The sequence below is a fragment of the Bacteroidota bacterium genome (genome assembly GCA_039111535.1).
Lineage (GTDB): Bacteria > Bacteroidota > Rhodothermia > Rhodothermales > JAHQVL01 > JBCCIM01.
In genome coordinates this window covers 1-15,071 of the sequence record JBCCIM010000159.1, presented here as the reverse complement: position 1 = coordinate 15,071, position 15,071 = coordinate 1, and the positions used below count along the sequence as shown (strand labels likewise).

Annotated in this window: 12 protein-coding genes; 6 read left to right on the top strand and 6 right to left on the bottom strand. The window is 50.5% G+C overall.

Features of this window, described 5'->3' with window-relative positions; genetic code table 11:
- Together AAF564_20065 and AAF564_20060 are read left to right on the top strand one after the other, a co-directional pair.
- A partial coding sequence (locus AAF564_20065) for a dienelactone hydrolase (protein ID MEM8487857.1) occupies positions 1–1,226 on the top strand: 1,226 nt, incomplete at its 5' end.
- Positions 1,227–1,342: 116 nt separating this feature from the next.
- Positions 1,343–1,654, top strand: coding sequence for a hypothetical protein (locus AAF564_20060; protein MEM8487856.1), 312 nt, complete (start codon positions 1,343–1,345; stop codon positions 1,652–1,654).
- A 71-nt stretch (positions 1,655–1,725) separates the two neighbouring features.
- On the opposite strand, the gene AAF564_20055 is transcribed toward AAF564_20060, so the two are convergent.
- The 5 genes from AAF564_20055 to AAF564_20035 all read right to left on the bottom strand — a co-directional run bounded on the left by AAF564_20055 (position 1,726) and on the right by AAF564_20035 (position 9,563).
- Entirely contained in the window at positions 1,726–3,810 is a 2,085-nt protein-coding gene (locus AAF564_20055; protein ID MEM8487855.1) for an ATP-binding protein, read from the bottom strand.
- Positions 3,811–3,850: 40 nt separating this feature from the next.
- Positions 3,851–4,276, bottom strand: coding sequence for a hypothetical protein (locus tag AAF564_20050; protein MEM8487854.1), 426 nt, complete (start codon positions 4,274–4,276; stop codon positions 3,851–3,853).
- A gap of 22 nt (positions 4,277–4,298) precedes the next feature.
- Positions 4,299–5,429, bottom strand: a complete 1,131-nt coding sequence (locus tag AAF564_20045; GenBank protein ID MEM8487853.1) for a hypothetical protein — start codon at positions 5,427–5,429, stop codon at positions 4,299–4,301.
- A gap of 234 nt (positions 5,430–5,663) precedes the next feature.
- Positions 5,664–7,070, bottom strand: coding sequence for a vWA domain-containing protein (locus AAF564_20040; protein MEM8487852.1), 1,407 nt, complete (start codon positions 7,068–7,070; stop codon positions 5,664–5,666).
- A 213-nt stretch (positions 7,071–7,283) separates the two neighbouring features.
- Positions 7,284–9,563, bottom strand: coding sequence for a PVC-type heme-binding CxxCH protein (locus AAF564_20035; GenBank protein MEM8487851.1), 2,280 nt, complete (start codon positions 9,561–9,563; stop codon positions 7,284–7,286).
- A 351-nt stretch (positions 9,564–9,914) separates the two neighbouring features.
- On the opposite strand from AAF564_20035, the gene AAF564_20030 reads away from it, so the two are divergent.
- A complete protein-coding gene (locus AAF564_20030; GenBank protein ID MEM8487850.1) occupies positions 9,915–10,496 on the top strand; it encodes a hypothetical protein in 582 nt (193 codons plus the stop codon).
- A gap of 50 nt (positions 10,497–10,546) precedes the next feature.
- Here AAF564_20030 and xylB read toward each other — a convergent pair whose 3' ends face one another.
- Positions 10,547–12,043: a xylulokinase gene (xylB, locus tag AAF564_20025; GenBank protein ID MEM8487849.1), complete on the bottom strand. Its 1,497-nt coding sequence runs from the start codon at positions 12,041–12,043 to the stop codon at positions 10,547–10,549.
- A 209-nt stretch (positions 12,044–12,252) separates the two neighbouring features.
- Here xylB and AAF564_20020 point away from each other — a divergent pair, with 209 nt between their 5' ends.
- The 3 genes from AAF564_20020 to AAF564_20010 all read left to right on the top strand — a co-directional run.
- On the top strand, positions 12,253–13,767 hold the full coding sequence (locus AAF564_20020; protein MEM8487848.1) for a sulfatase: 1,515 nt from the start codon (positions 12,253–12,255) through the stop codon (positions 13,765–13,767).
- A gap of 50 nt (positions 13,768–13,817) precedes the next feature.
- Complete coding sequence (locus AAF564_20015) at positions 13,818–14,837, top strand: zinc-binding alcohol dehydrogenase family protein (protein ID MEM8487847.1); 1,020 nt, start codon at positions 13,818–13,820, stop codon at positions 14,835–14,837.
- Between the two features lie 42 nt (positions 14,838–14,879).
- Positions 14,880–15,071 (top strand): Ldh family oxidoreductase (locus AAF564_20010; protein MEM8487846.1); only part of this gene is annotated, 192 nt, incomplete at its 3' end.

Below are 15,071 nucleotides of genomic sequence, written 5' to 3'. Positions count from 1 at the left end.
GTCAGACCAGCGGTTTTATTAATGGAGATCTCTTGCCAGATGCCCCTGAGTTATCTGCCAGAGGTAACTACGCGGTAGGGGTGCAGACCATCAATCTGCTCCACAAGAATCAAGTGGATATTCTAAACTCCAAACAGGGAGAAGAGGCGCGCTATGACCGTCCTTTGGTTGCTGAAGTCTGGTATCCAGCATCGCTGGCTGAAGGAGAGCCTGAGTTCGTTACCTATGAACAGGTCTTAGGCAACGCGAATTCAAAAGATCGACCACTCATTCCGTTTAACTTTGAAGGCCGGGCAAGCCGAAACGCAACACCCGACTTGTCTGGCGGTCCATATCCATTGCTCATCGTTTCGCATGGGTATACAGGGTCACGCTTGTTGTTTACTTATTTGACCGAAAACCTTGCTTCAAAGGGCTATGTAGTTGTTTCAATCGACCATACGGAGTCTACGTTTAGAGATGCCAATGCATTTAACAGTACCTTGCTGAATAGATCGCTGGATGTATTGTTTGTGCTGGATGAAATAGAACGGCTGGGTAATCCAGGTGATCATTTCCTTGCGGGCCTGGTGAATGCAGAACTGACGGCGTTGATTGGGTACTCGATGGGCGGATACGGGGTGATAAATGTAGCCGGCGCCGGCTATAGCGCGCAGGCGGTTCAGTTCTTTGGTGTGATGTCGGGGGGCAGTCAAGCGCTTAATGAACGTGCAAAAGACAATCCTGTTTTTGAAGACTCCATAGACCCTCGCGTGAAAGCAGTTGTTGCACTGGCGCCGTGGGGCATGGAGCGTGGCGTGTGGGATGCCGCAGGATTGGCAGGCATCAAGATCCCGTCCTTTTTCATTGCAGGAAGCAAAGACGATATTTCTGGCTATGAAAAAGGAGTCAAGGCCATATATGATGGTGCAATAAACTCAGACCGGTTTCTGCTCACGTATCTCAATGCACGACACAATATCGCACCAAACCCACCGCCTCCAGAAGCAATGAAACCAGGATTGCATATCGATGAATATCTGCGGTACGCGGATTCGGCATGGGATCAACGCAGGATAAATAACATCAACCAACATTTTGTGACAGCCTTCCTGGGGATCCACCTCAAGGGCATGAACGATTACAAAAAATACCTCGATGCAGCCCAATTTACTACGGAAGAAAACTGGACAGGCTTTAAGCCGCGAACTTCGGTCGGGTTGGAGCTTCATCATGGGACACCATAGATGATCCTGTATACTTCCATGCCGTGCGATACGACGAATAGCCTGTTATTACATGAACTCGATCTCGTCTTATGTAGTTAAACTGCAGGAAGTCATAACTTAACAGCGGTCATAAAATGAAGTCTTTACCCGTAGTATGTGAACTTTCAAGTGAAGCGCTGGCGCAGCGCAAGGCAACAACATTGACGGAGCTATTTTCAGAGGTTCAAGAATTGCAGCCGCTCCGTTCTGGATACCGATTTCGATTTGAAGTGTCTGATCAGCTGCTGACTAACATTGTTGAAATGATAAATAAAGAAAGAAAATGCTGTCGGTTTATGGATTTTGAATTGCAGATAGCCGCTGCGGAAGGTCCCGTGTGGCTTGCTGTTAGCGGCCCAGCCGGTACCAGGGATTTTCTCGAATCTCTACTCAACGTGAAGCCCTGAGTATGAGATGCAGGTGATTATCTGGTCTCGGGATTTATTACGGATATCCTGTCTTGCTTCAGGCTGTCTTTTCAAACAGACGCAACCAGCTTTTCAAATCCTGAAAGTTGCTCGTTGAGTAGGAGGTCCATATTTCCGGTGAGCTCCGCGCTTGCATAAACATGGGCAATCTGCTGCGTTGCTGGTATTGTTACCGTTGCATCAGGGGAGCCCATTAGTGCGTGTTGCTCTTCCAGGAGTAGCAAATCAAAGGTGCTGTTGTCCATGTTTGATTGTAACTGAGACTTGCCGACTTTCTGGACCATATGGCCTTTATTCTCAAGTAGCCTGGTTACAATTTTTGTTGTGATTGTGTCGAAGCCAAAGAGGGTAATGGTTAGCGTCTGTGCTTGACTGGCTAGCACTTTGCTGAACGCACGGCACAGATGCCGTTCTCTTACCGGCTTGGTTAATGCTGCTTCAAACGCCCCAAGCCGGCCTGATACCATGCTATCCAATGAGCTTAGAATAATTTGCGGTACGGTTGCATAAGCAGGTAGCGCGCGGATTTGTTTGCCCAGTGTCACACCGTCCATCGCGGGCATATGCATGTCCAATACAATAAGGTCGTAAAGAGGTGCATCTTGTATGCAGCGCAGGGCTGCTTCACCCGATGCAACAGCTGTTGGTGACATTTCCCATTTAGCTGTTTGCCGCACCAGAATTTTGCGGTTTGTTGCGTTGTCGTCAACTATGAGTACGCGGATACCAGGGAATGAATCGTAGCTTGAAGACGGTGTCTTTGTCTGGTGTTGGGCCTTATTTGTGGTGAGTGTGAAATGGAACGTAGAACCCACGCCTTCAATGCTTTCTACCCATAGTTTGCCACCCATGTGCTCCACAAGTTGCTTGCTGATAGCGAGCCCGAGTCCAGTGCCTCCATACTTGCGGGTTGTAGATGAATCTACTTGTGTAAAATGATCAAAGATCGCATCAAGGCGCGCTTCAGGGATGCCAATTCCGGTATCCCTGACACTGAACTGCAATGTGCACGCCTGTTCATCCTGTGCCAATGCTCGAACCTGTACTGAGACTTCTCCTCTAGCAGTAAACTTGAGCGCGTTACTCACAAGGTTTGTGACAACCTGGCGTAGCCTTGTGGCATCGCCTTCAATGGAAAACGGTGTGGCACCTTCGTAGTCGAAGGTGAGATCAAGCTGTTTTTCTGATGCCTTTGGTGCTAGTAATTCAAGGATGTCTTCAAGGCAGTTGCGTAAATCAAACGGCTTTTGTTCAAATTCAAGATGGCCAGATTCAATCTTTGAGAAATCCAGCACGTCATTGACCAGCACCAGAAGTGTTTCACTACTGCTTGTTAAGGTGCTGACAAAATCTTGCTGTTCTTCGTTGAGCGGTGTGTCTTGTAGCAAAGAAGCCATACCAATGACACCATTCAGCGGAGTCCTGATTTCATGGCTCATTGTAGCCAAGAAGTCGCTCTTGGCTCGTGAAGCAGCTTCTGCTTCGATGTAATGTGACAGGTCAGTCGCCATCTGGTTGAACGACTCAGCCAGAATGTTGAGTTCCGTCGAGGAAGTGATATGGACGCGTTGCTCGAGTTCACCCTGGCCTATTTTTTTTGCGAGTTCACAGAGTTTAAGAACAGGATTCTCGATACTGTTGGCGAGCAAGTATGCGCCGGCTGCACCTAGTAAAAGTGCAATGATGCAAGCCATTAGCGTAAGCTTTCGCACGCTGGAGGTGCTTTCTGCAATGGCAGCTGTGGTGCGTCCCAGTAAGATTTTGCCATGAAGGGCTTCTGTCTCGAGGTTTGCCCTTGCGATGTATACGTTTGATGTGTCAAACGCTGTCAGTGCAAAGTCGCGTGGGTACGACGCCCAACTGTCGCCATCGTCTGAAATAACGGCGACAAAGGCCAAATGCGGATCTTTCTTGGCAAACTCTATCGTTTCATCCACAGCCAGAAAGTCATCACTATTGAGTGCGATCTTGACCCCAAGGGCTACCGTGGCAGTCAGGGAGCGGGTTGTTTCTGTAAAGTTTTCTTCTATTTGCTGCTGCTGATGGGTTGGAAACAGGTAGATGAAAAACAGCGAAAGTACAATAACTAACCCGAGAACAGAGCTAAGAATCTTGTATTTCAGCGATAACATCATGGGCACAGTAGACCGATGGTGGCTCCAGGCATCGGGGGCGCTAGTTTTCGATGATGTGGATTACATTTACTTCATCTGCGGAAGCCAGATGCAGCGGCAGGTAACCGATGGCACCTGGTGTTGAGCTGATTTTCGCCAGCATTTCCTCTGCTGATTTTGCGGGAATAGGTGGGTCGCCATCGCCAGCGAGTACAATGCGGAGCCGCTTGCGTTTTATTTCGTTCGGGGAGCGGCCAATCAATGCATAGAACTGAGACTTGATGTCGCTTTTCCCCTTCAGTTCAACTGGTACAATTCTGCCCCCATTGGACCAGTGGCTTTCTTCGAGGCTGAAAATGTCAATAAGTTCTTGCTCGTTGAGCTCTGAAACCATCACTGATTTGTGTGTGGCAATAGCAATTTGAGCTTCCGTATTGTTGGGGAAGCCACAGGCTGCAAAAATGAGAAGTGACAAAATGAGTTTCATGCCGGCGTGCCGTGTTGATGCGCTAGAAAATTACACTTACACCAGTAAAAAAAGACTGGCCTCTGAATCGAAAATCAGGGAAACGTTTTTCGAGCATATAGTAGTCTATATACTGTAATTTTAGTACTGCAGAATCGATTGGTCTGAAGGCCACACCAAAAGAGAAGATGTCCACGCCTTTCTTTATCAATACCGTCGCGTGATCTTCCAGATGATCATAGCTGGCATATAACGTGAATCGGTCGTTGAGTCTGTAGCCAAGCATGAAATAGTAGAAGAGCTTGTCAAGACTGGCATTAAGAACCGGACTTTGTGCACTGACGAAGGTCAATGTTTGTGTTTGGGCATCTGTAAGGTTGTGCAAGAGTGAAATAAGCTCAGACTCAACAAAAAAGGCGCGTATTGAAAACGAGAGGTCGGCTCCAATCCTGTGACGGCGAACCGCACCCAGGCCGCCCTGTTGCTGGTTTGTATGGTCGCGAGTTGCTGATATGCCGGCCTTGAGCTCTCCCCGGCGAATCCCTATTCTGCCGCCAAAAAGCTTGGATTTTGTGGTGTCGGTGCTTGCCGGCACAAGGGACAAAGCATCTGGGGGTACAAATTCTGTTTCGTTGCCCATGTAGACTGCGTAGTCGAACTTGAGCCGGTTGGATACCAGTGTCCCTTCTACGTTGATGTACGCCTGATCTGGTACAAAAGCTGTGATTTGCAGGAAGTTATTAAAGGACGATTCATAAACAACAGGCCGGAATAAATAGGGGAGTAGCGGAGTCCGGTTTTTAATATCATTTAGATTGTTGAATACAGGTACCTGGAGCCCGAGCTTGATATTGAGTGAACGCTTGGGGTTGAAGCTGAGCCAGGCTTCTGAGAACTTCATCGCACCCCAGCCCTTTTCTGTTGTGTACGTGTTTACAGATTCGAGGTCAATGAAACTGCTAAAGCGGTCGCCAAAGTTCTTTTTGAAGAGAAAATTGATTTGCTGAAGTGAAAACGTGCTTAAGCTGCGTTTGACACCTGCCACTTCATAAACTTCAGATTTGTACTGCCCCTGGAAGTAACCAGAGAGATAAAGGTCTTCGTCGAACTGGGCAAAAGCAGGAGCGGCAAAAAATGTAAGCAGGCCAAGTAGACCGAGTATTCTTGAGTACATGCTAAACAGTGGGGATGCCAATTGATCGTTGGGCTAAAATAGCGTGTTGCTACTCATATCGGATAAGATTGTACTGTCTATAGCGTTGTTGGCCGTAGTATTAAAACAAGGTGTTATGTTTGGTTGCCGAGCTATAATGCCTTTTGGGGTATGGATAACGTATAAAGAAGGCTTCCTGAAATACCTATGTTTGGTAACAGGAAGCCTTCTTTGATCAATGTGACTGGTGTGTGGCTAAATGGGATTCATGCCATTAATCACTTGAATCGACACAGAAAGCGGAGCGCCTTCTTCTCCTCCTGCTCTGAATTCCGAAAACGGAACAGCCGTAATGGTGTGGTTGCCGTTGGGGAACGAGCCGTGGTTGTAATCGTCGCCAATATCTCCAAAAAGGGAGTAAGGGCGCAGGTTTTCCTCAACCTGTAAGTCTGCATGCGCTGGTGTTAGGGCAAATCGCACCGATTGTACGGCGTCACCTGCTTCAACGCGCACATTGAGTGCTGACGGGAGTGTGCTCATGTCCAAAACATCGTTCTCAGCGAGTACGCGGATGTCTTCGTTGGTCTCAGCGTCGACAAGTACAAAGCGTGTGAGCCGGAGCGGGTTGCAGGCCGGCACAGTGATCTGCACAGACTGGCTTGCAATGTTGGCGCCGTCTGCAATCGCATCCATTGCACCAACCATGATTTTGTCCTCGGCTTCGCAAGGCAGTGCGCCGCGGCACTTCACTGTGAAGTGGAGCACGTGCTCTTCATCACCTGGCAGGTCTTTGAAAGATACAGGAGAAATTGCCTCTACAAACGGAGCAATGGCAGGTGAGGGTACAAGCTTCACTTCGCCAACGTCCTGTACGGCCGCTTCGACCAGTTCGATGATCGTATCGACAATCTGATCAGGCCGAATACCTGTGACGTGGGTGCCTCCTGTTTCGCTGGAGATTCTTGTGGCTTGTCCCTCAGAACCTCCAATGGTGCAAACGCTTGCATAGTCGGCTGATAGGCGTGAGGGGTCAGCGTCGAGGCCCCTGCCATTCGTACTAATAGCAATTACTGTAATATCCTCTTCAACTAGACGGGCACGCACGGAGGCCTCGGTGATGTCCTCATCAAGTCCTGACATTGCCGTGCAAATCGGGTCGTGTCCTGGTTGATCGCCAAACCAGACAATAATTCGTTTGGAGTCCTTGCGCCATCCGATAGCTGGGCCTTCAGGCGCTTCTGCTAAAGCGTTAAGCGCAAATAGCTGGCCTTCTGCCCTATCGCCACCACCTGCTACACGCCATTCGTGGATTTGGTTGATCGCTTCACTCTTGTTTGTGGTGGGTGCTGTCTGGTGAATAAACGGTGGGTTTGTTTCAGGCAGGTCTCTGTAGTTGCCTACACCAAACGCGATATCTACGCCTGTGAATGGAGAACCTATAATTCTATTGGCGCCAGATTTTAACGCTCTAACAATAGAGCCCATGCTGCCGGTTGTATCTGCAAGTAAATAAACATCGGCTTTGTTGACGCCCGTGCTTGGTGGAATGGTTACAGTGATAACTTCTTCAGGATGCTCGGTACCCAGTGCAAGTACCATATCGTTTGAACTCGGGCTGATGGTCGACAGGCTTGGCCGTCGGCTTCCGCGTGGTAGTTCCATGACTTTATTGTGGGTTTAATCATTAGTTTTGACTCTCATCTATAAACACACGTATGGACCAAAGAATGGCTCATACTATCTCGTCATAGCCCGGTTGGTGGTTTTGGCGTTTCGAGAAACAGGCAGTTTGAAAAGGTCAAAAGGCCAGCCCGCAGGAAGCTGGCTGGCCTTTTTTAGGAGGAAGTGTTTTAGCGCGTTCTGCTGAAAGTCAGGCTATTGATCAATCGGTTCAATACGCAATGTGCCCTGCATCACTGCCCAGTGTCCGGGCACCGTGCAAAGATAAGTGTACGTGCCGGCTGGCAAGCCCTCAAGCGTAATGGTCTCCGTTTCTTCCAGGCTCAATACACCCGAAGAAGCAATAACCAGGTTTTGCGATGCCGGCGGTACATAGGCGTTGTTGATCGCGTCAGGATCTGCAACATAGCTGTTCAGGGCTTGGCCAAACGCATCGACATCGGTGCCTGCCCTGAGTACGACGATATTGTGCAAGTCCGGATGCAGGTTGTTGAGCACCAGATTGATCGTTTGGCCTTCGTAGGCGGTGACTTCCGTTTGTTGGAAAGTCATTTCAACCGTAGAGGTATTGATGGTAATGGTTGCTGTCGGTAGGCTGCCCTTTATGGGCTTTGTTTCCACGACTGGTTCAACCATTTCCGGCTCAAGCAAGGCAAGTGCAGCATCAATCCAGGCGTCGCCACCTTCACCGGCTACCTTGGCAGCAGCCTTGATTTCTTCTGTGGCCGCATCGCCAAGGTCAGCTACTTTCAGTACAGCGGCGAGGCGTGTATTGAGGTTTTTGTCCAGGTACAAGCCGGCATCTGCTATCTGGCGAACAGCGGCAGTAGTTGCCGGGAGTACATCGTTTGCGGCCTTGCGTACGGCAGCTGATGGGTGAGTGAGTGCAACTTGAACGGCTTCTTGCGCGCTTTTGATGTGTCCGAGGCCGTGCAGTGTCCACAATGCATGAACTGCAGCCGTGTTGAGACCGAGTGCATCTACCGACTTGTCATTGACCAGCTCAATCAACGCCGGCGCAAGGTCGGTGAGTTGGTTTTCGACAATCAGACGCTGTGCCGTCAGTCGCCAAAACTGGTTGGTGCTTTTTATGCCATCAATGAGGCCATCAGGTTTATCTGGTGAAAGGCTGGAGATGTTATCTGCCTTACCGCCGTCATACGAGACCACATATACGCGACCGTGTTCGGTGTCGCGCAAGGGGTTGAGGTGCGCATTGCCTTCACCGCGCTCTGCATTCCAGATCTGGTTGAACATTCCGCGGCCGTCAGGATTGTGCTGGATCACCGGGTTGTGCCAGTCGGCAATCCACATATTTTCATCCGGACCCAGGTCTGCGAAAACAGGTGCAACCCAGTCATCAGCACTTGCCAGCAGGTTATCAATGGCGCCGTCTTTTTCTTTGAAAATGGCACCGTCTGGTTCCAGGTATGTGGTGTGTACAACGTGCCCCGTTGGCTCTGTGACCATGAGTGCACCCCAGTATTGTTTAGGATACTTGCGGCCGGCATAGGGGAATGCGCCGGCAGCAGCTGTGTAGCCATCGCGATAGTCAACCTGCTGCAGTGAGCGGGTTGACGCATGTTTGATCAGGAAGTGGCTTTGTACGTTGGCCACGTTCATATCTGCACCATAGCGGAGCGGAATGCCGATCACGATTGCGTGGTTGTTGTTTGCCGTGGATCCGAAAATCGTATTGTCTTCACCGATGCCTATGCCCCAGGTGTTGTTGTTGAACCGGGCCATGGCTTCCAGGTGTTCACCATCTGGCGAGAAACGGAATACACCCATTTCCAGGATGCGCTCGTTCTGGCTTGACCTGTCACCGGGTGCCGGCGCTTTACCGCGCTCAAACATGCCCGAGTATCCGACGGCACTCCAAATGGTATTGTCGATGCTGTACTTGAAGTTGCTCATCACCGCATGGGTGTCAAAGGACCCGAAGGTATCGTCGATGATGGGCGTCTTTGTGTCATGGACGCCGTCACCGTCGATATCTTCCATAAATACGATGTCTGGGGCCTGGCCAACAATGGCGCCGCCTTTTACAATAGCAATGGCTGTGGTAAGCGGCTGGTTCTCAGCAAAACGGATAAACTTGTCTGCCCGCCCATCACCGTCTGTATCCTCGCAAATGGTGATGCGATCATTGCCTGTTTCCGTGCCGATATAGGCATGCGGATAGTTTGTTGATTCGACAACCCAAAGCCGGCCGCGTTCGTCCCACGTGAAGCCGATAGGGTTGACGATGTCGGGCTCAGCGGCAAACACTTTTACTGAAAAACCCTCGGGGACTTCAAGGTGAGCGAGCGTTTGCTCCGGGGTAATTGGGACCTGTACCTCCATCGACATCACGCCGTTACTCACGGTCTCATACTGTAATTTATGTTGCTGGGCACAGCCTGCCAGCAATACAGTGAACAGGAGGGCGGATAGTACAGGTAAAACGGTTCTGGTTGCGACGGTAGGTTTCATGGTCTTCGGGGAGCGGTGGCATAGATTGTCTTGCCTAATATTAATTAAAATTATGAAAGCGTGCACAAATCTCGCTTGTGCCGCGCATGACGCTTGCTCGTTGACGCGCATCGGTGTTACCTTGGGCAGGTAATTCACCATGTATGCGCTGGAAGTATGACAGATCTGGACAGAGGAAAGACGGCAGTAGCTGAAGTCTTGCATGATTGCCTGAATTGCAGTGCTGCGTTAAACGGGCCTTACTGTAGCTCCTGCGGCCAAGAGGCAACTAAAACAACACGTCCTTTGCGGACATTTCTGGCGGAGGGTTTTGCAGATATTGTCTCTTTTGACTTCCGATATCCGCGTACTGTGTTTACATTATTTTTTCCGGGAGATCTGACGTACAGGTATCTCGCTGGCCAGCGAATTCCTTATTCGCCACCCCTTAGAATTGCTTTCAATATTAGCGTGTTGTTTCTCGTAGCCCTCGCATTACGATTGCCTGCGTCTGAAGGGATTACTGCAGATTCGAGTTCGGTGAATGATCTTGGTTTTCTTGCGCGAGAGTACGCGCTGGTTATTGCACTTGCGCAGATATTGGCCTTGCCGATCTGGGCTTACTTTTTGAAACTGGGTTTCAAAGTCAGCCGGCCACTGTATCTAAGTCATTTGATCTTTGCGCTACACTATCATAGTGCTGTGGCGCTTGCCGGGTTGTTGATCGTGTTGTGCTCTTTTGTCACGCCACTGAGTGTATATGCCACCCTGGGGTCGCTGCTCTTCTGTGTGATGACGGGGCCGTATTTGATATTCGCCTTACACAAGGTTTACGCAGCATCCTGGCTACGCACCTTGTTACTGTGGGGTGTCTATCTACTTGCCTATCTGATTCTTATTCTATCACTGACTTCGTTTCTGACCGGGTTGAGTGTTGGCCTGACACAGAACTAGGCTTGGTCTGAAAAATGAATTAAACAGAGACAAAGCCGAGCAGGTGTGAGCTATAGGCCAGCAAGCGCGTCGTTAGCCGGCTTAAGCGCCGGGTACAACTCGCGGTAAAGCCGGTAATGCGCGTCATATGCCTCACGTGTTGCATCGTCGGGCGTAGTAGAGCCGGTTACTTTTATGACCGCATCTGCAGCAGTAGGGACATCAGGCCAAATACCAGCACCAACGCCTGCGAGTAGCGCAGTGCCATACGCTGCACCTTCCGTTGTATTTACAGTAACAAGTTCAGCATTGAGGATGTTGGCCAGGATTTGTCGCCATTCTTCACTTCGTGCGCCACCACCTGAAATCCTCACTTGATTAGCCTGTGGAAGGCCGGATCCTTCGATCAGAGTGAAGCTGTCACGCAAGCCAAAACCGACACCTTCCAGCACGGCCTGGGTCATGTGAGCGGGAGTATGGCGAACGGTCAGTCCAACAAAGGCGCCGCGCGCATAAGGGTCGGGGTAAGGGGTTCTTTCACCTGTTAAATAGGGTAGGAAAATAAGCCCATCGCTCCCTGGTTTGATTGTGCGAGTCTTTGCAACGAGGTCTCCAAATGCTGTGTCTGGCGCAATGGTGTCGCGGAGCCAGCGGAGGCTGCCCGCTGCAGACAGCATCACACCCATCATATGCCACATGTCTGGCACGGCATGGCAGAAGGCGTGTAGCCGGCCCTCAGGTTCAATAGCCGGTTTACTGGAAGCGGCGAAGATCACACCGGAAGTCCCGAGCGTTAAAGCAATGATGCCTTCTTTTACTGCGCCCACGCCAACCCCTTGCGCTGCCTGGTCGCCACCACCGCCCATTACCGGAATGCCGGCGCGTAGCTCTAATAATGCCGCTGCCTCCTGGGTCAAGCGCCCTGTAACAGCAGTGCCTTCGTATGTTGTCGGCAACAGGGCCGAGTTTATGCCTAGTGCACCGAGTACTTCATCTGACCAGTCGCGGCTTGCAATGTCGAAGAGCAACGTTCCAGCAGCACCCGCTTTGTCGGTTGCCAGTTCTCCTGTTAGCTGATAACGCACATAGTCTTTGGGAAGCAAAATGTGGCTGACCTTTTTGTACACATCTGGTTCATTTTCCTGGAGCCATAAAATCTTTGGCGCAGTGAAACCGGTAAGCGCATCATTGCCTGTAATTGCAACTAACTTTTCTTTGCCGAGGCGCTCCCGGATGGTGTCGCATTGGCTTCCCGTTCGCTGGTCGTTCCACAAAAGTGCCGGCCGCAATACTTGTTGATTGTTATCCAAAAAAACAGAACCGTGCATCTGGCCCGTAACGCCAATGCCTACGATTTCAGCCGGATCCAGGTCGACTTTGTCAAGCGCTTCTCTTACGCTCTTAATGGTGCCCTCCCACCACAGTACAGGATTTTGCTCTGTCCATAGCGGTTGTGGCGTGCTGTAGTCATAAGCGGCTGTGCCAATAGAAAGCACGTCGCCGTGTTCGTCCATTATGAGGGCTTTGGTTGCTGTTGTTGAACTGTCAAGTCCTATCAGGTAGGGCATTTCTCTATAGTTTCTCAGCCCGGGTATGCCGGGGGTATTGGGTTCTTGGTAGGAAGCGAAAAAGAAGCAGGGAGAATCTACGTGATACAAAATGCAAAATCTTCTCAGGTTTGGGTTTTGCGATGGTTTCTGTTGCTGGTCAAGCTGTTATTTCCCAAAAAAATGCCTAAACTTTAAGCACGCTGTTTTTTGTTAATCCCACGATCTTCATGCCCACCCTCCGCTTTTTGGTTTTTGCACTGGTAGCTGTACTTACGGGTCTCTCCGGTTGTGAAAAGCCGGCGCAGGTCCGGAATGTGGTTTTTATTATCAGTGATGATCATGCAGCTGACGTAACGGGCGCATACGGCAATGAGATTGTGCGGACGCCCCATATCGACGCACTGGCTGCTGAGGGCGTTTTATTCGATCGCGCCTTTGCCAATGCACCCATGTGTAGTGCCTCTCGTCAGTCTTTGATGACCGGCAAGTATCCCCATGCAGCCGGCGTCACATTGCTGCGTACTTCCTTTCCCGAAGAACAGGTAACGCTGGCAGAACACCTGGGCGAACACGGCTTCAAAACAGGGCAGATCGGTAAAGCGCATTACAACAACAGTTTGCCCCATGGCTTTGCCTATCGTGTCACGCGGGCAGACCACAATGCGTATGTAGATGAATTGTCGGCCTCTGAAATTCCTGACGTTCCCGCTCGCCCAGTATGGCGTCCCTTTCGCGACGACGCGCGTATTTGGCTGAATGCTGATATGCTGCCCGGTGGACAATACGACCGGCATAGTATTGGGACTTTCTACGCCCGGAAGGCAGCTGATTTTATCGCTGCCAATACCAGTGATCCTTTCTTCCTAGTCGTTGGCTTTCATGAGCCGCATTCCCCCTTTAATTTCCCAGTTGAATACGCCGGCAAGTACGACCCTGCAAACATGCCGTTGCCCCAGGGAAGTGACGAAGATGACCGTTGGGTCCCTGCCATCTTTCGCGACCTGACGGAGGCAGATCGGCGTGGGATCATCGCGTCATACTACACCTCTGTTGAGTACATGGATAAAAATACAGGCATCGTACTTGATGCTTTGGCTGCAAATAATTTAATGGACGAGACGCTTGTTGTGTATTTGGGAGATCATGGCTATTTGCTCAATGATCATTTGCGGTTTGAGAAGCACATGATGTGGGAGCCAGCGATCCGCTCACCCTTTGTTATGCGGGCCGGTAATAGGTTTGAGCCGGGGCGGATTACTGATGCCCTTTCGGAACTCGTTGACCTGGTACCGACTGTATTGGATGTGTTGGAATTGCCTCCAATGGAGGGGCTTCAGGGAGAAAGCTTGTTGCCTGTATTAGCGGGAGATGCTGAAACGCATAAAGGCTATGTTTTTGCAGAATTTCTCGCGGATAATAAGGCGATGGTCCGTACCGACACCTGGAAGTACATATTCACCAGCGGGAAACGCGACCTTGGCCAGGGGTATGCCACAGGGCTGCCTCCATCCGGATTATTGCACCGGCTTTACAATCTTGAAGATGATCCAGATGAGCAGCATGATGTGGCCGGCCGGCCTGAAAACGAAGTTGTGTTACAGGCAATGCAACAACTCATGCTCACGCATTTTAAGGAGACGCATCCCAATGTGGCTGAATTTCCAGCAGGGCTCTCCGTAGACGAAGCTTTGACTTGGTTTTGTGAACCTCCTGATATTGGTGCCAATCTGGATGCGATGTAAGTGTTCAGCCTGTTTCTCTTTTTAAGTATTTAATCCCAGACCACTGCCTGATGAAAACGATTGTGTTGCAAGAACCCGGACGGTTTGTTGCTGAAGCGCGCGAGAGCATTCGTGCATGTGCTGCCGGCGAAGCACGCGTTAAAATCCGGCGAATAGGCGTTTGCGGGACGGACCTGCACGCGTTTGAAGGAGACCAGCCTTTTTTTAAGTACCCGCGCGTGCTGGGGCATGAACTTGGGGTTGAAGTGGCGGAGGTGGGGAAAGGTGTGACCGGGATAGCTATTGGTGATTATTGCGCAGTTGAGCCTTATTTGAATTGCGGAAAGTGTCCCGCCTGTATCTCCGGCAGAACCAATTGTTGCGAACAGCTCATTGTGTTGGGGGTGCATGAAGACGGTGGTATGGCGGAGTCACTTGTTGTACCCGCTGGCAAGTTGCACCGGTCAGATGTGCTGCCGCTTGAACATCTTGCATTGGTGGAAATGTTGTCGATTGGTGCGCATGCAGTTTCGCGAGCGGCGGTGAAAGTTCAGGATAAAGTGCTCGTTGTCGGCGCCGGGCCTATCGGATTATCAGTCAGCCAGTTTGTTAAGCTCGCAGGGGCAGAGCCCGTTGTGTTCGAGCTCGACCCCAGTCGCCGCGCATTCTGCGAAGAGTTTCTTGGTATTTCAACATGTGTGGCGCCCACTGCAAATCCTGTAGCGCAGTTGCGTGAGCTCCTGAACGGTGCGATGCCCGACATCGTTTTTGATGCCACGGGTAGCAGTCGTTCCATGCATCAATCTTTTGAACTTGTAGGGACGGCAGGCAAGCTTGTATTCGTTGGGCTTGTGCTCGGAGATATAGCATTCCATAATCCAGAATTCCACCGCAAAGAGTTGACCTTGATGAGCAGCAGGAATGCCACTGCAGCTGATTTTGCTTACGTGATTAGAATGTTGGAAGCGGGGCACATCAATCTTACGCCCTGGATTACCCACCGCGCAGCGTTTGACGATATGATCGCGACATTCCCTGACTGGTTGGATCGAGATGCCGGCGTTGTGAAGGCGATGATTGACCTGGATTAACCAAACGGCAGGAGTAATAGACAAAGTATTGATACGGAGTACTTGAACCAGATTATTGGCTTGATAGAGGATGTTATGCGGGTAGCTTTTGATGAAATGAAAACCGTTTTGGAAAGGGTATTGGAACAGCGAGGATTTGAGCCAGCGCGTGCTGCGCTTTCTGCTCGCCTATTTGCTGAAGCAAGCTGTGACGGCATCTACTCCCACGGGTTGAATCGCTTTCCACGCTACCTG